Source organism: Nocardioides zhouii, assembly GCF_004137345.1.
Taxonomy (GTDB): Bacteria; Actinomycetota; Actinomycetes; order Propionibacteriales; family Nocardioidaceae; genus Nocardioides; species Nocardioides zhouii.
Map to the genome: position 1 here is coordinate 59,882 of NZ_SDWV01000012.1, position 18,432 is coordinate 78,313.

At 71.1% G+C, this 18,432-nt stretch carries 19 protein-coding genes; 6 read left to right on the top strand and 13 right to left on the bottom strand.

Going from position 1 to position 18,432, the window contains the following annotated elements:
* Positions 1-55 precede the first annotated feature (55 nt).
* Positions 56-1,270, bottom strand: a complete 1,215-nt coding sequence (locus EUA94_RS13010; protein ID WP_242494854.1) for a site-specific DNA-methyltransferase — start codon at positions 1,268-1,270, stop codon at positions 56-58.
* An 81-nt stretch (positions 1,271-1,351) separates the two neighbouring features.
* Between EUA94_RS13010 and EUA94_RS13015 the strand changes: the two genes are divergently transcribed.
* A complete protein-coding gene (locus tag EUA94_RS13015; RefSeq protein ID WP_129427310.1) occupies positions 1,352-2,812 on the top strand; it encodes a phosphodiester glycosidase family protein in 1,461 nt (486 codons plus the stop codon).
* 92 nt (positions 2,813-2,904) lie between these two features.
* Here the strand turns inward: EUA94_RS13015 and EUA94_RS13020 are convergent, their stop codons facing one another.
* Positions 2,905-3,504 (bottom strand): hypothetical protein, encoded by a 600-nt coding sequence (locus EUA94_RS13020; protein ID WP_129427311.1) that lies wholly within the window; start codon positions 3,502-3,504, stop codon positions 2,905-2,907.
* Positions 3,505-3,587: 83 nt separating this feature from the next.
* Between EUA94_RS13020 and EUA94_RS13025 the strand changes: the two genes are divergently transcribed.
* The gene (locus tag EUA94_RS13025) at positions 3,588-4,583 is read left to right on the top strand and encodes a GTP pyrophosphokinase (protein WP_129427312.1); all 996 of its coding nucleotides are present in this window, start codon (positions 3,588-3,590) and stop codon (positions 4,581-4,583) included.
* Between the two features lie 36 nt (positions 4,584-4,619).
* A complete protein-coding gene (locus EUA94_RS13030) occupies positions 4,620-5,756 on the top strand; it encodes a calcium:cation antiporter (RefSeq protein ID WP_129427313.1) in 1,137 nt (378 codons plus the stop codon).
* Positions 5,757-5,852: 96 nt separating this feature from the next.
* Here the strand turns inward: EUA94_RS13030 and EUA94_RS13035 are convergent, their stop codons facing one another.
* From EUA94_RS13035 to EUA94_RS13055, 5 genes are read right to left on the bottom strand one after another with little or no spacing between them, the layout of a single operon-like run.
* Complete coding sequence (locus tag EUA94_RS13035) at positions 5,853-6,671, bottom strand: ABC transporter substrate-binding protein (protein ID WP_165356884.1); 819 nt, start codon at positions 6,669-6,671, stop codon at positions 5,853-5,855.
* A gap of 4 nt (positions 6,672-6,675) precedes the next feature.
* Entirely contained in the window at positions 6,676-7,272 is a 597-nt protein-coding gene (locus tag EUA94_RS13040) for a GTP-binding protein (protein ID WP_242494855.1), read from the bottom strand.
* On the bottom strand, positions 7,253-7,621 hold the full coding sequence (locus EUA94_RS13045; protein ID WP_129427316.1) for a DUF742 domain-containing protein: 369 nt from the start codon (positions 7,619-7,621) through the stop codon (positions 7,253-7,255). The genes EUA94_RS13040 and EUA94_RS13045 overlap by 20 nt, the downstream gene beginning before the upstream one ends.
* A gap of 13 nt (positions 7,622-7,634) precedes the next feature.
* Complete coding sequence (locus tag EUA94_RS13050; protein ID WP_129427317.1) at positions 7,635-8,069, bottom strand: roadblock/LC7 domain-containing protein; 435 nt, start codon at positions 8,067-8,069, stop codon at positions 7,635-7,637.
* A complete protein-coding gene (locus EUA94_RS13055) occupies positions 8,066-11,461 on the bottom strand; it encodes an ATP-binding protein (protein ID WP_129427318.1) in 3,396 nt (1,131 codons plus the stop codon). Before EUA94_RS13055 ends, EUA94_RS13050 begins: the two co-directional genes overlap by 4 nt.
* A gap of 329 nt (positions 11,462-11,790) precedes the next feature.
* Here EUA94_RS13055 and EUA94_RS13060 point away from each other — a divergent pair, with 329 nt between their 5' ends.
* Complete coding sequence (locus tag EUA94_RS13060) at positions 11,791-12,975, top strand: endonuclease (protein ID WP_129427319.1); 1,185 nt, start codon at positions 11,791-11,793, stop codon at positions 12,973-12,975.
* Positions 12,976-13,050: 75 nt separating this feature from the next.
* Here EUA94_RS13060 and EUA94_RS13065 read toward each other — a convergent pair whose 3' ends face one another.
* A complete protein-coding gene (locus tag EUA94_RS13065) occupies positions 13,051-13,734 on the bottom strand; it encodes an AIM24 family protein (RefSeq protein ID WP_129427320.1) in 684 nt (227 codons plus the stop codon).
* A 360-nt stretch (positions 13,735-14,094) separates the two neighbouring features.
* Here EUA94_RS13065 and EUA94_RS13070 point away from each other — a divergent pair, with 360 nt between their 5' ends.
* Positions 14,095-15,030, top strand: a complete 936-nt coding sequence (locus EUA94_RS13070) for an acyl-ACP desaturase (protein ID WP_129427321.1) — start codon at positions 14,095-14,097, stop codon at positions 15,028-15,030.
* A gap of 8 nt (positions 15,031-15,038) precedes the next feature.
* On the opposite strand, the gene EUA94_RS13075 is transcribed toward EUA94_RS13070, so the two are convergent.
* Positions 15,039-15,587 carry a hypothetical protein gene (locus tag EUA94_RS13075; RefSeq protein WP_129427322.1) on the bottom strand — a complete coding sequence of 183 codons (549 nt, stop codon included), beginning with the start codon at positions 15,585-15,587 and terminating at the stop codon, positions 15,039-15,041.
* A gap of 28 nt (positions 15,588-15,615) precedes the next feature.
* Here EUA94_RS13075 and EUA94_RS13080 point away from each other — a divergent pair, with 28 nt between their 5' ends.
* Complete coding sequence (locus EUA94_RS13080) at positions 15,616-16,005, top strand: DUF2237 family protein (protein ID WP_129427323.1); 390 nt, start codon at positions 15,616-15,618, stop codon at positions 16,003-16,005.
* Between the two features lie 3 nt (positions 16,006-16,008).
* On the opposite strand, the gene EUA94_RS13085 is transcribed toward EUA94_RS13080, so the two are convergent.
* From EUA94_RS13085 to EUA94_RS13100, 4 genes are all read right to left on the bottom strand, one after another.
* Positions 16,009-16,221, bottom strand: a complete 213-nt coding sequence (locus EUA94_RS13085) for a hypervirulence associated TUDOR domain-containing protein (RefSeq protein WP_129427324.1) — start codon at positions 16,219-16,221, stop codon at positions 16,009-16,011.
* A 35-nt stretch (positions 16,222-16,256) separates the two neighbouring features.
* Positions 16,257-17,207 carry a hypothetical protein gene (locus EUA94_RS13090; RefSeq protein WP_129427325.1) on the bottom strand — a complete coding sequence of 317 codons (951 nt, stop codon included), beginning with the start codon at positions 17,205-17,207 and terminating at the stop codon, positions 16,257-16,259.
* On the bottom strand, positions 17,204-17,728 hold the full coding sequence (locus EUA94_RS13095; RefSeq protein WP_129427326.1) for a SigE family RNA polymerase sigma factor: 525 nt from the start codon (positions 17,726-17,728) through the stop codon (positions 17,204-17,206). The genes EUA94_RS13090 and EUA94_RS13095 overlap by 4 nt, the downstream gene beginning before the upstream one ends.
* Positions 17,729-17,861: 133 nt before the next feature.
* Entirely contained in the window at positions 17,862-18,422 is a 561-nt protein-coding gene (locus tag EUA94_RS13100) for a helix-turn-helix domain-containing protein (protein WP_129427327.1), read from the bottom strand.
* Positions 18,423-18,432: the final 10 nt, after the last annotated feature.

Below are 18,432 nucleotides of genomic sequence, written 5' to 3' on the forward strand. Positions count from 1 at the left end.
TAGTCCGCATCAAACTTCTTGTCCTGGAGCTTGTTCACCAGAATTCTGATGCGGACTATCCGGGCGAGGCGTGTACGTCCAATCCGCCGCCCACCTGCTCGGCGACGGCGGTGAGGCGCGCGCGGGTGATGTCGGCGACGGTCGGGAGGCCGGCGAGGCGGGCGTTGGAGCCCTCGCGGGTGGGCTCGGCGGAGTTGATGCTGATGCAGCGGCGGGTGCCGCCGTCGGCGGCGTTGGCCAGCGCGACCGCGTGACCGGTGGTGCCGCTCCCGGCGAACGGGTCGAGCACGACAGCGTCGTTGGGCACGGTCGAGAGGATCCGGCGCACCAGGCCGGTCGGCTTGGGCGACTCGAAGACATGGCCGACGAGGGCCTTGAGCTCGGCGACGGCGCTGTCGGTGGAGCCGATCTCCTCGGCCAGCCAGATGGTGCGCAGCTTCTTGCGGCGGCCACCCTCGCGCAGCAGCCAGTCGCGCTGGAAGATGTCGACCCGCTCGCCGGTGCGGCCGCGGATCACCCGGCACTCGAGGTCGTCTGGGCGCTCGTCGACGCGGGGGCGCGACCACCGCCACACGGCCGGCCGCCCGTCGCCGAAGACCGGGGTGAGCGCCTGGCTGCCCGGGAACTCGGTGGTGGCGACCCGACCGGTCGCGGGGTCGCCGTGGAGCGCGAAGTGCAGGGTCGGCGCGGTGACCGGGTTGAACTTCTTGTTGGTGTTGCGCAGCGGGAGGTAGCGGAAGCGCCGCCCGTCCGGGGCCGACAGCGGGAAGTCGGCCTCGTCGACCGACTCGGTGCTGCTGCCCTCGACGACGCAGGCCGGCAGGTGCCGGGCGTACGCCAGGACGTACTCGTGGCTGGTCGCGAACCCGCGACCGAGCTGGCGGCCCTTGGGGTTGAGGTTGACCACGATCTGGGCGAGGAAATTGGCCTCCCCGAACACCTCGTCCATCAGCAGCCGCAGGTGGGCCGCCTCGTTGTCGTCGATGCTGACGAACACCGCGCCGTGCGGGGCGAGGACCTCCCGGACCGCCTCCAGGCGAGGCCGCATCATCGCTGTCCAGGCCGCGTGCCGGCCGGCGTACGGGTCGGCGTGCGAGCCGTCGCGGAAGCGGTCGGCGTACGCGAAGTCGTTGCCGGTGTTGTACGGCGGGTCGGTGTAGACGATGTCGACCGAGCCGGGCGCGAGGCGGGGCAGGACGTCGAGGTTGTCGCCGACGTGGAGGGTGTTCCACGCGGGCGCCGCGGTCGGGGGCATTGACGCGGCGGGCACGGAAGCAGCCTAGGTGCAGGGCAGGGACCCGCTGGTCCCAATTTTCCCATCCGTCACACGATGTCCTTTACTCTGGAACACGTGCCTGACTTCTCGTGCAGCTCCGTGCCCTCTCCCGCTCCCCGTCGGCCCAACCGGGCGCTGACGATCGCCACGGCCGGCGTGCTCGTCGCCGGCCTCGCTGTCGGGTTGGGTGGCGGTCCCTCGGTGGCCAGCGACCCGGACGGCTCCGCATCTGCGCGCGAGGGATTCCCGGCGCCCGGCCAGGCCGGCAAGGGCGGCTACCGCGGACGCAACCAGACCTCGGACGGCAAGCCCGGTGTCGTGGTCGGCCCGCCGGTCAACCTGCGTGGCCGCTCCGCCGTCGTCGCCAACGAGACGGCGTACGAGATCGCGCCCGGCGTCGTGCTGCGCGAGTGGGACCAGGTCGACGGCAGGCAGCCGGTCGGCCAGGTGAAGATCAACCTGATCACCGTCAACCTCGACGCCCCGAACATCAGCTTCGGCCCGCTGAACGCCAGCTTCGTCACCACCCGCCGCACCGTCAGCCAGCTCGGCCGGTGGGGCGGGGCGCTCACCGCCGTCAACGGGGACTTCTTCGACATCGGCCGCACCGAAGGCGCGCTGGGCGTGACCGTCGACCCGGCGGAGGGCCTCCTCACCGGCTCGCGCGACGGCTGGATCCCGGGCATCAACTCCAGCCTGTGGTTCGACGCCTCCGGCCCGCACGTCAGCCCGCTCAGCGTCCAGTACCGCATCCGCCAGGAGCCCGGCCTGATCGTCAACGGGTTCAACCACCCGCGCGTCCCGAAGGGCCGCGTCGGGATCTACACCCACGAGTGGAACCGCACCAAGGGTTACCTCGTCACCGACGGCAAGAAGCGCGCCCGTGAGGTGGTGCTGCGCAAGAACCGCGTCGTCTCCAACAAGCCGACGCTCTCCAGCGGGCTCAAGATCCGCTCGAAGGACCGGGTGCTCATCGGTGTCGGCCAGGCCGCGGGCCAGCTCAAGAACCTCAAGCTGCGCCAGAAGGTCACGTTGGCCCAGCGCATCGAGGGTGGGCGCCCGACGGCCGCGATCAGCGGCGACCGGGCCCTGCTGGTCAACGGCGTGCGCACCGTCATCAACAACACGATCGCCCACCCGCGTACGGCGGTCGGCATCGACGCCGACGGCCGCAAGCTGCACATCCTCGTCGTCGACGGACGCTCGGCCACGAGCCGCGGCTACACGATGGTCGAGCTCGCCGACTTCATGACCGCGCTCGGCGTGGAGAACGCCATCAACCTCGACGGTGGCGGGTCGTCGGCGATGTACACGCGCAACGGCACCGGCGCGATGGGCATCGTCAACGAGCCCTCCGACGGCGGCGAGCGCAAGGTGGCCAACGGGTTCGGCCTGATCTACGGCGCGGAGCTGCCGCCGGTCGTGCCGCTGGTGCCGACGCCCACCCCGACGCCCACTCCCACGCCGACCCCCACGCCGACGGTCCCGACGCCCACGGAGACTACGTCGCCTCCGCCGCCCCCGCCGCCGACCTGACAGGCAGGGCCCTTGGTAGTCCGCATCAAACGTCTGGTCCTGTCAGCCGACCAGCAGAAGTCTGATGCGGACTACCGGGCGGGGCAGGCCGCTCAGGCGTCCGGGACGGTGAAGACCACGACGTAGGTCATCGGCGCCAGGCACTGCACGCCGTTCTTGGGCAGCTTGGGGACGACCTCGAAGCCCGCCTCGCCCGCGTCGATCGCCACGTTGCGCGGGTCGTCGCAGCCCACGGCCACCGTCGCGGCGTACGGCGTGGCGTCGGGCGCCAGCCCGGACTCGGCGCCGATGGCGGCGCCGATGCTCGGCGCGAAGGCGGCGTCGAACTGGCCGACGAAGTCATTGATGGCCTGGTCGGTGTCGAGCACGAAGGCCAGGGTCGAGGCCGACCCACCGACCTCCGTCGCGTGCACCATCGTCGCCTTCGTGACGCCGGCGGACCCGATGGCGTCGATGGCCTGGGCGGTGCCCGGACCGCCACCGTCCGACGCGGTCTCCGTCGGCGTCTCGCTGGGCGAGTCCTCGGAGGGGGACGGCGTGCTGCTCGCGGAGTCGGAGGTGGCGTCGGGATCGGTCGCGGTGTCACCGCCGTCGTCGCCGCTGCACGCGGACACACCGGCCGTGAGGGCCAGGGACGTGAGGAGGGCGGCGGTCCGGGTGCGGACGCCCGAGCGGCGCAGTGAGGTAGTCATGGTGGTTCGACGATAGCCACGCCGCGCCCGCTCCCCGGTCAGGCACGTCGTCGGCCGGCCCCCGTCTCTGGCAGGCTGGCCGCATGAGCGAGCAGGTGGGGACCGAGCCGGTCCGCGAAGCGGTCCGCGCCTATGCCGCTCGCCAGCCCCAGCTGGCCTCCGCCACCCGGGCCTACGTCGAGCTCATCCAGGTGCTCCTCGACGACGCCGGCATCGACTACCTCAGCGTCACGGGACGTACGAAGAGCGTCGCGTCGTTCGCCGAGAAGGCCAACCGCACCGAGGGCGGCACCCCGCTCTTCCCCGACCCGCTCGAGCAGATCACCGACCTGATCGGCGTCCGCGTCATCACGTACGTCCACAGCGACGTGGCGGCGGTCGCGGAGGTGCTCGACGACGAGCTCGCCATCCTCGACGACCGCGACCTCGGTGAGGAGACCGCGCGGTCGGGGCGCTTCGGCTACGCCAGCCGGCACCTGCTGGTCGAGACCCGGCCCGGCGCCGGGCTCCCGCCGCTCGAGGGCCACCGGGCCAGCGTGCAGGTGCGGACCGTGCTGCAGCACGCGTGGGCGGAGTTCGAGCACGACATCCGCTACAAGGGCAACATCCCCGAGGACGCGGCGCCCGACCTGGACCGCCGGTTCACCCTCGCGGCCGGCCTGATCGAGCTGGCCGACCGCGAGTTCGCCACCATCCGCGAGCGGATCCAGGCCGCGGCCCCCGGCAGCGCGACCGAGGCCGAGGACGGCCGCATCGTCGGCCAGGACCTCGCGACCTTCCTCGCCGGCCACTACAGCGACGCCGGCTGGTCGCACACCGACCACTACGACTGGATCGCCGGGCTCCTGGCCGAGCTCGACATCGACACCATCGACGACCTCGCCGACCTGCTCACCTCGGTCGACGCCGACGCGGTGATCCGCCGGATGGGCTACCGCTACCCCGCCGGCGCCGTACGACGGCTCGACGACGCGCTGCTCGCGATCTTCGGGGAGCAGTACGTCACCCTCGCCGGCAACAGCCACCGGGCGCCGCTGCTGCGGGCCCGGCTGGAGAAGCTCTCGACGCCCGAGAGCTGAGAGTCACGCTCAGGCGAGGCACCTAGGGTTGGCCCCATGAGCCGCCCTTCCTGGACGACCGTCGCCCCCCTCCTCGCCATCGTGGCGTTGGTGCCCGCATGGTTCGCGCACCCCGAGGGCATCGTGCTGGTAGTCCTCGCCGTGCTGTTGGTCGCCGCGGTCCTCGCTGCGGTCCACCACGCCGAGGTCGTCGCGCACCGCGTCGGTGAGCCGTACGGCTCCCTCGTCCTCGCGGTGGCGGTCACGATCATCGAGGTCGGCCTGATCGTCACCCTGATGATCACCAGCGAGAAGGACGCCGCGGGCCTGGCGCGCGACACCGTCTTCGCCGCCGTGATGATCACCCTCAACGGCATCGTCGGCATCTCGCTGCTGGTCGGCGCGCTCAAGCACCACCTCGCCGTCTTCAACCCCGAGGGCACGGGTGCGGCTCTCGGCACCGTCATCGCCCTGGCCGTGCTGTGCCTGGTCGTGCCGTCGGTGACGACGTCGCAGCCGGGTCCCGAGTTCACCGGCGCCCAGCTGACCTTTGCGGCGATCGCCTCGCTCACGCTCTACGGCATGTTCGTCTTCACCCAGACCATCCGGCACCGGGACTTCTTCCTGCCGGTCACGCACGGGCAGCACTCACCGGTGGTGACCTCGGCCGGGGGCGGCGACTCCTTCCAGCACGAGCCGGTCGACCTCGACGAGGACGGCCACGCCGACCCGCCGATCAATCGGGCGGCGTACGCCAGCCTCGGCCTGCTCGTCGTCTCCCTCGTCGCGGTCGTGGGCCTGGCCAAGATCGAATCGCCGGCCATCGAGTCGGGGGTCGCGGCGCTGGGCTTCCCACCGGCGGTCGTCGGCGTCGTCATCGCCCTGCTCGTGCTCGCGCCCGAGACGATCGCGGCCGTCCGGGCGGCCGCCCGCAACCGGGTGCAGGTCAGCCTCAACCTCGCGATGGGCTCGGCCATGGCCTCGATCGGGCTCACCATCCCCGCGATCGCCATCGCCGGCATCTGGCTCGACGGACCCCTCGAGCTGGGGCTCAACCAGCTGCAGACCGTGCTCCTGCTCCTCACCGCAGCGGTGGCGATCCTGACGGTCGTCCCCGGGCGCGCCAAGCCGCTGCAGGGCGGCGTACACCTCGTCCTGCTGGCCGCGTTCCTCTTCCTGACGATCGCGCCGTAGCGCCGGGACGCCGAGACGGACGAGGGCGGTGGCCCACCCACGTTCCGCAGCTGCCGAACGTGGGTGGACCACCGCCCCAGCGGTGATCGGTGAGGATCAGCCGAAGTACTTGTCGTAGATCTTGTCGTACGTGCCGTCGGCGCGGATCTTGGCCAGCGTGCTGTTGATCTTGCGCAGCAGCGGGATGTTGCCGTCCTTCTTCACCGCCATGCCGTACTGCTCACCGGTGTCGAACTCCCGCGCGAGCTTGAGCTGGGGGTTCGACCCGACGAACTCGCCGGAGACGGTGTTGTCGAGCACGGCGGCGTCGATCTCGCCCGCGGCGAGGGCGGCCTGCAGGCCCTCGGCGTCGGGGTAGGGGGTGACCTGGGTCGAGGCGGGCGCGTAGTCGCTCATGTAGGTCTCGCCGGTGGTGTCCTTCTGGACGCCGACCCGCTTGCCGGCCAGCTCGCTGAGCTGGTCGAGGCCCGAGCCGCGCGGCGTCACGAGCGCCTGCTTGGCGTCGAAGTAGGGGCTGGAGAAGTCGAGCACGCGCGCCCGCTCGCCGGTGATGGTCATCGCCGCGATCGCGACGTCGCAGACGTCGGTGTTGAGCGAGTCACCCGAGGTGATGGAGTCGAAGTCCACGTCGAGCACGTCGAGCTCCACCTCGAGGGCGTCGGCGACGGCCTGGCCGAGGTCGACGTCGAACCCGGTGAGCTTGCCCTTCTCCTCGTAGACGAAGGGCGCGTACGGGCTGTCGGTGCACACGGTGAGGGCGCCCTTGAAGACCGGCGAGACCTCCGAGAGGCTGTCGGCGGTCTTGCCGCTGGCCGCGCCACCGCAGGCGCTGAGCGTGGCCATGAGGGCCACGGAGGACAGGGCCGCCGCTGCGGCGCGGACGGAGCTGCTGGGACGACGGATCAGTCGGGACATGGTCTTAGTTCGCATTCGCAGTGAGCGACTCGCGCAGTCGCGTGAGGGCGTATTCGGTGATCTTCACGAGCGCACCCTTGGCCTGCTCGCGGTCGCGAGCGTCGAGGCTGATGATCGGCACCTCGGCCGGCAGGGCCAGCGCGGCGGCGATCTCCTCGGCGGGGTAGCGCGGCACGCCGTCGAACTCGTTGACGGCGACGATGAACGGGATCCCCTTGGACTCGAAGTAGTCCAACGGCGAGAACGACTCGTCGAGGCGGGCCACGTCGACCAGCACGATGGCGCCGATGGCGCCGCGGCACAGGTCGTCCCACATGAACCAGAAACGGCGCTGTCCCGGAGTACCGAAGAGGTAGAGGACCAGGTCCTCGGCCAGGGTGAGGCGCCCGAAGTCCATGGCCACGGTGGTCGTGGCCTTGGTGGGCACGGCGGCGAGGTCGTCGACGCCCTCGGACTCGTTGGTGACGAGTGCCTCGGTGCGCAGCGGGTCGATCTCGGAGACGGCGCCGACGAGCGTCGACTTGCCGACGCCGAAGCCGCCTGCAATGACGATCTTCGTCGACGCAGCCGCGCGCTGTGCCTTAGTAGTTTCGAAGTCCACGGAGGGTCCTTTCGATGAGCTCGAGCCGCTCATCTGTCGACGTGTTGTCGTTGATGGTGGCCTGGATGCGCACCAGGCCCTGCTCGATCAAGTCACCCAGCAGCACCCGGGTGACACCGATCGGCATCTTGGTCAGTGCCGACACCTCGGCCACGGAACGCCGGTCGCAGACCTCGAGAACCTGCGCGGCAGACGGGCTCAGGACGGGCGCCTCCGCACCAGCCTGGAGGCGCAGCGTGGCCTCCAGGGCGAGGTCGATCTTGGTCGCCGTCCGGCCCGCTGTGAGTGTGTAGGACCGGATGAGGCGAGGGCGGTAGGCCTCGTCCTCCGGCTCGAGTGGCGGCGTCATGGCATGAGTCCGGTCAGCCGCCCGTACCGACGCGGGCCTGGGCCTCGACGGTACGTCCCACTCGGTCCACCAGCAGGGCCATCTCGTAGCCCACCTGGCCGATGTCGGCCTCCTCGGTCGTGAGCACGGTGAGGTTGGACCCGTCACCGACGCTCATCAACATCAGGAAGCCCATCTCCATCTCGACGATGGTCTGCATCACCGAGCCGCCCTCGAAGAGGCGAGCGGCGCCGACGGCGAGGCTGGCCAGGCCTGAGGAGACGGCGGCGACCTGCTCGGCCCGCTCACCAGGGATGCTGGTGCTCGAGGCCATGAGGAGACCGTCGGCGGAGACGAGGATGGCGTGCGCGGCGTCGGGAACCTCTTCGACGAAGCGCGACATCACCCAGTCGAGGTCGCGGTCGTCACCAGCAGAGCTGGCGGCGGGGGCGGCGGATTCGTGCGTCATGCTGGGCCTGCTTCCGTGTGCTGAGGGGAACTTTGGGCTGCCTGTCGACCACGGGAGACTCCCGCGGTATGGGACTGGAGTCGACGGCGGATCGCGTCTGGATCGCGGGTCTTGGCTGCCGTGGGCGGGGTCACGCTACCGGGGACGAGGCGCTCCCCCGGGGCACGACGGGGCAGTCCGGTGATGACGGCTGCGGCGGCGGGCTCGGCGACCGGAGCCGTCTCGGCGACGTGCTGGGCAGCGATCTCCCAGCCCCGGTCGATCTCGGACTCGTGGATCTCGTCGGCGTCGCCGGTGAGCCAGCCCGAGCGCATCGACTTGAAGATCGGCGACTCGCCACCGGCTCGCGCCGGCTCGGCGCCACGTTGCGACAGGCCGTTCGTCGAGTGGCCGTTGAGCGAGTGGTCCTCGAAAGCCGCGGCGGGCTCGGCGACGGGCTCCTCGTCGGGCTCCTCAGCAGGCTCTTCGGCAGGCTCTTCGTCGACCGGAGCCTCCTCGGCGACCGTCTCCTCGACGGGCTCCTCGGCGTGCTCAACCTGCTCGGCCTGGTCTGCGTCTTCGGACCGGCTGCTCGCCGGACCCCCGAGACCCAGCGGGTCGTCGGCGTCGACGTGTACGTCGTCCTCGTCGGCCGTGGCGGCGGGCTCGGCGACTGCCTCGTCCTCGTCCTCGGCGACCGGCTCGTCCGGCGTGGTGTCGACGACGACCGTGTCGTCGACCAGCTCGTCGGGCGTGGTGTCCACGACGACCGTGTCGTCGACCTGCCGGTCGGCTTCGTCGAAGGCGTCCTCGGGCAGCGGGTCGGAGAGCGGGTCGTGGGCGCGTACGGGCTCGACGTGCTCCTCGGCCTCCTGCTCCTCGGCCACCGGCTCGACGACCGACTCCTCGGCAACGGTCTCCTCGACCGGCTCCTCGGCGACGGGCTGCTCGACCGACTCCTCGGCGACCCGGGCCTGCTCGGCCTGGGCGCGCTGGCGGGAGGCCAGGGCGGTGATCGGGACGACCGAGGCGACCCTCTGGATCCGGCTCGGCGCGCCGTCGGACTCGTCAGTGGTGCCCGACTCCGCGTCGCTCGAACCGTCGGTCTCGGCACGCTTGCCGAACAGCGGGCCCGTGGCGCCGGAGGTCTCCGGCGGCAGGAACGCGTCGGCACCGGTGCGGGGCATGTTGGCGCCGGGCTCGCGGCGGGGCAGCAGGCTGTCCAGCGACGGACGCTCGGACGCACCGGCCTCCACCGACTCGGGCACGACGGTGTCGTCGACCTCGGCCTCGGCAACGGCCACGGCCTCCGCGTCCTCGCGGGCGGCCTTCTCCTCCGCGGCCTGCGTCGCAGCGACGGCGCGCTCCTCGGCCCTGGCCTCGGCGGCGGCCTGACCGGCGGCCCGGTCGGCCGACTTCTGGGCAGCCTTCTGCGCGGCCTTGGCCTGGGACTTCTCGGCGCGGGTGAGCCGGCGTGCCTCACGACGCGACTCCCCGGGAGCGCCGCCCTCGACGGTCTCGACCGTGGTCGAGGAGGTCGACGAGGTGGACTCCCCGGCGCGCGCAGCCGAGGCGTCGCCCGGAGCCGCGACCTGCGGCAGCTCGGGCAGGACCGACGGCGGGAGCAGCACGGAGGCGGTCATGCCGCCGCCCGGGTTGCGGGTGAGCGAGGCAACGATGTCGTGGCGGTCCGCGAGGCGTGAGACCACGAACAGGCCCATCCGACGGGCGGTGTCCGGCGTGGCCTCGGCACCGTGGGCGAGGTCGCGGTTGAGGATCTCGAGCTCGGCCGGCGGAACGCCGAGACCGGAGTCGGTGACCGTGATGGTGACGCCCTCGTCGCCCTGCTTGGCGGCCAGCCGGACCGGCTCACCGGGAGGCGAGTACGTCAGCGCGTTGTCGACCAGCTCGGTCAGGAGGTGCACCACGTCGGCCGCGGCCTCGTCACCCACGCGGGTGTTGAGGTGCGACAGGATCTGCACGCGCTGGTAGTCCTGCACGGCGGACGTCGCGGCCTGGAGGGCCTCGCCGACCGTGAGGCTGAACTGGCCCGCGTTGCGGTTGGGCGCGTCGGCCAGGATCAGCAGCGAGTCGGCCGTACGACGCATGCGCGAGGCCAGGTGGTCGAGGCGGAACAGCGACTCGAGGCGCTTGGGGTCTTCCTCGTCGTGCTCGAGGCGCTCGATCTGGGCGAGCTGCTGGTTGACCAGCGAGTTCGACCGGCGCGACAGCGTCACGAACATCGCGTTGACGGTCTGGCGGAGCTGCGCCTCACCGGAGGCGAGGTGGATGGCCTGGCGGTGGAGGTCGTCGACCGCCCGGGCGACCTGGCCGATCTCCTCGTTGGTGGTGACGTCGATCGTCGTGACCGGCTCGGGCTCCTGGCCCGCACGGATCCGGGCGACCGCGTCGGGCAGGCGGTGGCGGGCGACCGCGAGGGCGCCCTCCCGGACCCGGTTGATCGGGCCGAGCAGGCTGTTGGCGATCACGAAGGCGATGAAGATGGCCAGTCCGAGCGCGACCAGGGTCAGCACGGCGCCGATGAGTGCGTTGCGCCGGGCGTCGGACGCGGCCTCGTCGAGGGACGACGTGACGCCCTGGGTCAGGGTCTGCGTGATCTCGTCGTACGGCGTGTAGGCGTCGCGGCCGTCGAGGTTCGTGGCGGAGTCGTCACGGACCTGTCCGGCGTGGCGGGTGTTCTGCGTACGGAGCTGAGCGGTCTGCTTCTCCGCACCAGCGACGGAGCCGGCGAGACGGTCGATGGCCGCCGCCTCGACGCCGATCTCCGAGAAGAGCTCCTGCGAGCTCGACTGGGCGAGGGTGGTGGCGATCAGACCCTGCTGGAGCGCCAGTGACAGGCGACCGCTCATCAGCTGGGAGAGCTGCTCGAGCCGCGGCTCGGGTGTCTCCTGGGCGGCGTTCACGCTGGTGATGAGCTGGGAGACGCTGGACTCGAGCTGGCGGACGAGAGCGATCCAGGTGGCCGGGCCGAGAGTCTCGGCCTCCGTGCCACGGAGCGCCTGGCTCAGGTCGAGCAGCGCGTCGACGTGGGCGGTCTGGAGATCGTCGAGGTCGGCGGCGTCCTTGGCCTGGGTGAGCGCCTCGCCGTTCGTGACGATGTCGTCGATGGCGTCGATCAGGTCGCCCTGGCTCGCGGCGCTGTCGGACTGCGCGGCCACCATGGCGGCCTCGGACGCGGTCAGGTAGTCGATCGCGGGCTGGATGATCGTGACCTGCTTGGCGCTGGTGCCGGCCTGGCGCGAGTCGGTGAGATCTCCGGACACGCGCAGGCCACCGAGGACGGCGGCAAGCAGCAGCGGGATCGCCAGTGCCATGGCCATCTTGCGGCCCAAGGGCCAACCTGCGACCGAGAGACCCGTGCCCTTCCGGGACTGGGCTGCATCCTGAGTCATGTGTGCCTCGCGTTATCTGGTACGACTTCCGACGACGAAACCTGTGCTCCGGGTGGCCGAAGCAGACTCAACCTAAAGAGTCTGGCGACATTCCGTGGCGTTTTCGCAGAACTGGGTGTGCGTCGGTGTAAAGGGCTGTACCGGCCGGTCCCTGAGCGTGTCTGGGGCCTCATGGCCACCACGCGCCACACCAGACCCGTGTCCTGAGGGTGGGGAGTGACGCGTGGGACCGCGGCCGATGCCAGGGTGGACCAGCCCTGTCGCCCGTCGCGACGTCCGGTCCGCGAGCCCCTTCCGCACGGCCCCGACTTCCGGCAGGCTCACCCCCCATGACCCTCCTTCTCGGGAAGGGCCGGTCGCTCACGGCCGCCCTTGTCACCTCCCTCGTCCTGTCCCTGACGCTGGCCCTCGCGGTCCTCGTCCTCCCGGCCGGCACGCCGCCGGCCCGGGCGGCCACGCCGCTCACGGTCAGCCAGGCCATCGCCCAGCAGACCGGCGCCTCCCAGACCGTCCGCGGCTACGTCGTCGGGCAGCCGACGGCGACCAGCACGGTCGTACGCTCCGGCTTCCCCAGCGACTACGCGCTCGCCATCGCCGACTCGGCGTCGCAGACCAACACCTCCTCGATGCTGTACGTCCAGATCCCCTCGGCCTTCCGGGCGCAGTGGGGCCTGAAGACGAATCCGTCCCTCATGGGCAAGCAGATCGACGTCACCGGCGCACTCTCGGCGTACTTCTCCCACCCGGGCATGACGAACACGTCCGCCTTCGCGCTGGCCGGCGGCGGCACGCCGACCGACCCGCCGCCGACCGGCGGCACGAGCCCATGGGACTCCACCTACTACGCCCCGGCGATCGGCAAGACCGGCTCGGCGCTGCGTACGTCGCTCCACGACATCATCGACAACAACACGACGCTGTCGTACGACGCCGTGTGGACGGCGCTCAAGGACACCGACCAGGACCCCAACAACACCGGCAACGTCATCGAGCTCTACACCGGCCGCTCCATCTCGAAGTCCAGCAACGGCGGCAGCGTCGGCAACTGGAACAGGGAGCACGTGTGGGCGCAGTCCCGCGGCGGCTTCAGCACGAGCGCGGGACCGGGCACCGACCTGCACCACCTGCGGCCCGAGGACGTCACGGTCAACGGCACGCGCGGCAACAAGGACTTCGACAACGGCGGCACCGCCGTCTCGGGCTGCACCGACTGCTGGACCGACACCGACTCCTTCGAGCCGCGCGACGCGGTCAAGGGCGACGTGGCGCGGATGCTCCTCTACATGGCCGTGCGCTACGAGGGCGACGAGGGCTTCTACGACCTCGAGCTGAGCACCGTCTCCGGCAGCGCCGTCCCGCGCATCGGCGACCTCGACATCCTGCTCCAGTGGAACAGCGCCGACCCGGTCGACGCCTTCGAGATGCGCCGCAACGACCGGATCCACGCCCAGTGGCAGGGCAACCGCAACCCGTTCATCGACCACCCGGAGTGGGCGGCCGCGATCTGGAACTGACTCCAGCGGCCACGACAGTGGAGCCCCACGCCGGTAGGTACGGCGTGGGGCTCCACTGTTGCGTCAGTCAGGTGCTCAGCCGCCCGAGCCGTGGCTGTGCGGCGGAACGACCGGGCCCTCAGACGGCTGTACGACGACGAAGCCGGGGCCCTGGAAGGCGTACTGGAACGCCTCGCCGGTGCCGCCGCGCAGCAGCGACTTCATGTTCATCGAGTTGACCACCTGCGGCACCAGGCCGGCCGACCAGCAGACCGCGGCGTTGATGTCGACGAAGGTCGGCGTCTGGCTGCAGTCGAGGATGAGCGGCTGGCCGTCACTGGTGAGCGCGACGGTGCCCTGGCCCTGGATGAGGGTGTTGAACATCCCGCCGCTCATCATCCCGGCCCCCTTCACGCGGTGCACGTCGTACTCGAGGTTGGCGTCCATCGCGAGCAGCGCGCTGCCGTTGACCGAGAGCCCGTCGCCCTCGAGGTGGACGAGGAAGATGTCCTTGGCGGTGTCGGCGAAGAAGACCTCACCCTGGCCCGTCACCGTCATCAGTGGCGTGTCCTCCGACGTGACCAGCCGGCGCATCATCTTGCCGACCGAGCCCGCCGACTTGTGCTCGAACCTCACCTGGCCCTGGTAGGCGACCATCGCTCCCTTGGCCGCCAGCACCGGCTCCCCCAGCACCGCCCGCAGCGTCTTGCGGTGATGCAGGCTGAACCGCTCGGTGGTCGCGTTCTCCTGGTTGGCCTGGTCGAAGAGCTCGCTGCGCATGTGTCCCCCGTGTCTGTCGAAGCGTTGTCGTGGCGGCCGAGGTCGACCGCACCCGCCGAGCCTAGGAGACCGGGACCGCGACCGCGCGCAACGACAACCCGTCCGTCGACCACCCGAGTGGGCGACCGCGATCTGGAACTGATCACCAACGTAGGCAGTTCGCCTGGCCGGTCGCGTCGTCACGCGTGGGCGCGGCACTCGACCGGGCGAACTGCCTATCTTGTGCGGGCATCACTCGCAGGCGATGCCGTCACGGGAGGCGCGACCGGGCCTGCGTGCCTCTGGTCACGGCGGCGGTCGGGGGTGTAGGCAAGGGCTCGAGGACACCGCGCCCTCGACAGCACCCGAGGAGATGACTCCATGGCCGCTCTCGACACCGCCCAGCTGATGACCGAGCTCGAGCCCACGGTGGAGGAGAACCTCAACCGGCACCTCGCGATGGCGGACGAGTGGATGCCGCACGAGTACGTCCCGTGGAGCCTGGGGCGAGACTTCGCCGACCTGGGTGGTGACCCGTGGGAGGTCGCGCAGTCCCAGCTGTCGCCGATCGCGCGGACGGCGCTCGAGGTCAACCTGCTGACCGAGGACAACCTCCCGAGCTATCACCGCGAGATCGACCGCGCCTTCGGCCGCGACAGCGCGTGGGGCACGTGGGTCAACCGGTGGACCGCCGAGGAGGGCCGGCACGCGTTCTGCATCCGCGACTACCTGCTCGTCACCCGCGGCGTCGACCCCGTCGAGCTCGAGCGGGCCCGGATGGAGACGATGGAGACGGGCTACGAGGCGCTCGACAAGTCACTGCTCAACGTCTGCGCGTACGTGTCGTTCCAGGAGCTCGCGACTCGCATCTCGCACCGCAACACCGGGCGCTACACCGAGGAGCCGATCGCGGAGAAGCTGCTCAGCCGCGTCGCCAAGGACGAGAACCTCCACATGATCTTCTACCGCAACATCGTCACCGCGGCCCTCCAGCTCTCGCCCAGCCAGACGATGCGGGCGATCACCGAGGAGGTCGTCGACTTCCAGATGCCGGGCAGTGTCATCCCCGGCTTCTCGCGCAAGGCCGTGCAGATGGCCAAGGCCGGGATCTACGACCTGCGGATCCACCACGACGACATCGTGACGCCGCTGCTGCGGCAGTGGGGCGTGTGGGAGCTCGAGGGCCTCGACGAGGACGGCGAGAAGGCGCGCGACGAGCTCGCGGCCGCAGTCGCGGCGCTGGACGGCGAGGCGACCCGCTTCGTCGAGCGCCGCGCGGAGGCCGAGGCGAAGAGGGCCGCGCGCCAGTCGTCGTAGGCCTCAGCTCAGGACAGGTCTGCCAGACCGGGCGAGAAGTGCCAGCCCGGGTGCTTGCCACGCAGCGTGTCGAGGTGCTGGTCCCAGTCCGCGTCGCCCAGCTGCACCGGCGGGACGAGCGTGATCTCGCCGCCGCGCGCCACGAAGCCCCACGAGAAGCCGAGCATCGGTCGCGCTTCCAGCCCGCTGCCCACGTCGTCGGGGACGCACAGGAAGCTGTGCGCCATCCAGTCCATGTCGATGCGGCCCGGTCGCGAGGGGGCGTCGAACAGCGTCGGGTTCAGGCCGAGCCAGCAGTAGGGGTGGGACTGATCACCGAGGAACGCGAGCGGATCCATCTCGAACCGCTCGCCGCCGCTCACGTTGTCGTCCGACCGTACGAGCTGCACCCAGCCCATCAGCGAGTCGTATCCCCGGAACGGTCGCTCGATGGTGGCGGTGCAGATCGGGTAGTCCACGGTGTCCGGTTGGCACCCCACCGACGCCGGGTCGGAGTTGCGGCGGTGGTCGACGCGCACCACGCCGGAAACACCGTTGAGGACGAAGGGGAGCTCCATGTGTGGACGTTAGCGGCATGCTCTCCCCATGAGCGAGCGCAACGTCCTCGGCGGCGTACTGGAACCGTGCGGCACCGACCCGATGACCGGCTTCCACCGCGACGGGACGTGCACGGTCGGAGCGCACGACGTCGGGCTGCACGCCGTCTGCGCGGTGATGACCGAGGAGTTCCTCGCACATCAGCGGTCGGTGGGCAACGACCTCTCGACGCCGCACCCCGAGTGGAGCTTCCCCGGTCTGGTCGCGGGCGACCGCTGGTGCGTCGTCGCGGTGCGCTGGCTCCAGGCGTACGACGCCGGGGTGGCCGCGCCGGTGGTCCTCGCATCCACCTCCGAGCGAGCCCTCGACGTGGTGCCCCTCGCCGTCCTGCAGCAGCTGTCGGTCGACGTGCCGCCGGACCTCAGCGCCTGGGAGTGAGGTTCAGGCCCGCTCGACCTCGCTGGCGAGCTTGAGGACGGTGGTGCCGTCCTCCTGCTCGATGACGTACGCCGGGTCGTCGTCGCTGCCGTGCCGGGTGACCTCCGAGCCCTTGGTGGTCCGGGACACGTCACCGTGGTGCTCCTCGGTGACCTTCCCCTCGGCCCACGAGGAGCCCCACTTCCACTTCACGCTCGTGCCGGTCCGGATCGTCATGAACTCCACCGTGCCACCGGTCCCGGAGCGGCGGATCACCCTTCGGGAGACCCGACGACCCGCCGCACGATCGCGAGCCGCGCGTCGTCCGGGACGTCGCCGACGATCCGCAGGGTGACCGTGTGGGCATCGCCCGCCGCGAGCCTGCTGCCGAGGTCGGTCGAGCCCAGGGAGTAGGCGCTCGGGTCGGTCATGAGCGTGCCGTCGACGAGGAGCTCGACCGTCCCCTGCCCGCTGCCGCTGCTGGTGATCTCGAGGAGCGCCTCCTCGTCGAGGGCGTCGAAGCGGTGCGTCAACGCGCGCACTCCCGGCGGAGACTCGACGGCGTCGACGTACTCCCAGTCCTGGCCGTCGAGCGGCTCGACCTGCTGGATGTCCGCCCCGGCGACGGAGTCGATCGGCGCCGGGAGGTCGTACGCCGCTGCGGCGAGGATCGCGCCCTCCGGCTCGACGACCTCGCCGTCCCGGGTGATCCAGAGCCGCAGTAGACGCCCTGTTCCGTCCGGCTCCCCCGCGGTCCACCGGAAGGACATCGTGTCGCCGAGCACCTCGAGCGGACCGCACACGGCGGTGTCCTCGTCGGTCCCGTCGATCGTGCGGTGCACGACGTACTCGGGTCCGACCCCGGCACACGTCACCAGCCACTGCGATCCGACCGTGGCATCGACCGTCATCTCGAGCGGCCGCCCGTCCAGCGTCTCCTCCGACGTGATCAGCGTGCGGCCCGCGAAGGACCCGGCCACGTCCACGACCCGTCCCGAGGTGTCGGCCGGTCCGGGCGACTCGTCGGCGCGCAGGAACCCGCTCCCGGCCAGTCCGGCCAGGGTGGTGACGGCCGCGACGGCGGCCACTGCGCCCACCCCGCGGCGTACGCGGATCGCGTGGGCCTCGCGCCGGGCGGCGCTCGCGCGACCGGGATCCACGTCCGCGGCCACGTCGGTGGCGTGCTCGGCCAGGGTGCGCTGCACCAGCTCCTCGACGTTCATCGCGTCGCCCTCCCCTCGTCGGCGCGGTCCGCCAGGGCGGCATCCGCGCGCAGCTTGGCCAGTCCCTTGGCGGACTGGCTCTTGACCGTGCCGACGCTGCAGCCGAGCACGCGCGCGGTCTCCACCTCGGTCAGGTCCTCGTAGAACCGGAGCACCAGCACCGCGCGCTGGCCCCTCGGCAACCGGGCCAGCGCCGACCACATGTCGGGGTCGCGCTGCACCAGGTCGGTCGGCGTCTCCGGCAGGTTCTCGGCCGGGCGCTCGCCGCGCCACTTGCGCCGCCACCAGGAGGCGTACGTCGTCATCATCACGGTGCGCACGTAGGCATCGGGCTCGTCCACCCGCGACCACGCCAGCCAGAGCTTGGCGAGCGAGGTCTGCAGGAGGTCCTCGGCGCGACCGCGGTCGTGCGTGAGCAGGTACGCCGTGGTCAGCAGTCGCGGCGATCGCGCCGCGACGAACTCCTCGAACTCGGCAACCCGGTCCGGCGCGACAGCGCCGGCAATCGCTGGTTGCGTCACGGCGACCACCTCCTCACCCTCGGGATCCACCGCTGGGTCCACGACGGGGAGGACCGGTTGGGGGTCGCGAAAGGTTGTCCGACGAGTTCGCGGATCAGACCAGCGTGCTCCGGCGCGGCCGCGCCGTCCAGTGTCAGGAGCGGACGTGCATCCGCTCGCCCTGCGGGCCGAAGATCGCCAGCACCTCGGCGGGCACCGGGCCGGGGTTGCCGACCCAGTGCGGGGTGCGGGTGTCGAACTCGACGACCTCGCCCGGCTCGAGGGTGAGGTCCTTGTTGCCGAGCATCAGCCGCACCTTGCCGCTGAGGACGTACAGCCACTCGTAGCCCTCGTGCGTCTGCAGCGTCGGCGGTGGTGTGTTGTCGACCGGCAGCAGCATCTTGAAGGACTGCAGGCCGCCGGGGCGCCGGGTCAGCGAGATGAACGTGCGTCCGTGGCGTACGACCGGTTTCGACCGGATCCGCGGGTCGCCCGTCTCGGGGGCGTCGACGAGCTCGTCGAGGGCGACGCGGTGGGCGCGCGCCAGCGGCAGCAGCAGCTCGAGGGTCGGCTTGCGCTGCCCGGACTCGAGCCGCGACAGCGTGCTCACCGAGATGCCGGTCTCCTCCGCGAGGTCGGTCAGCGTGGCCTCGCGCTCGAGCCTGAGCTGGCGCAGTCGCGGGCCCACGCCGCGGAGCACTCCGTCATCGTCCATGTCGCCCAGT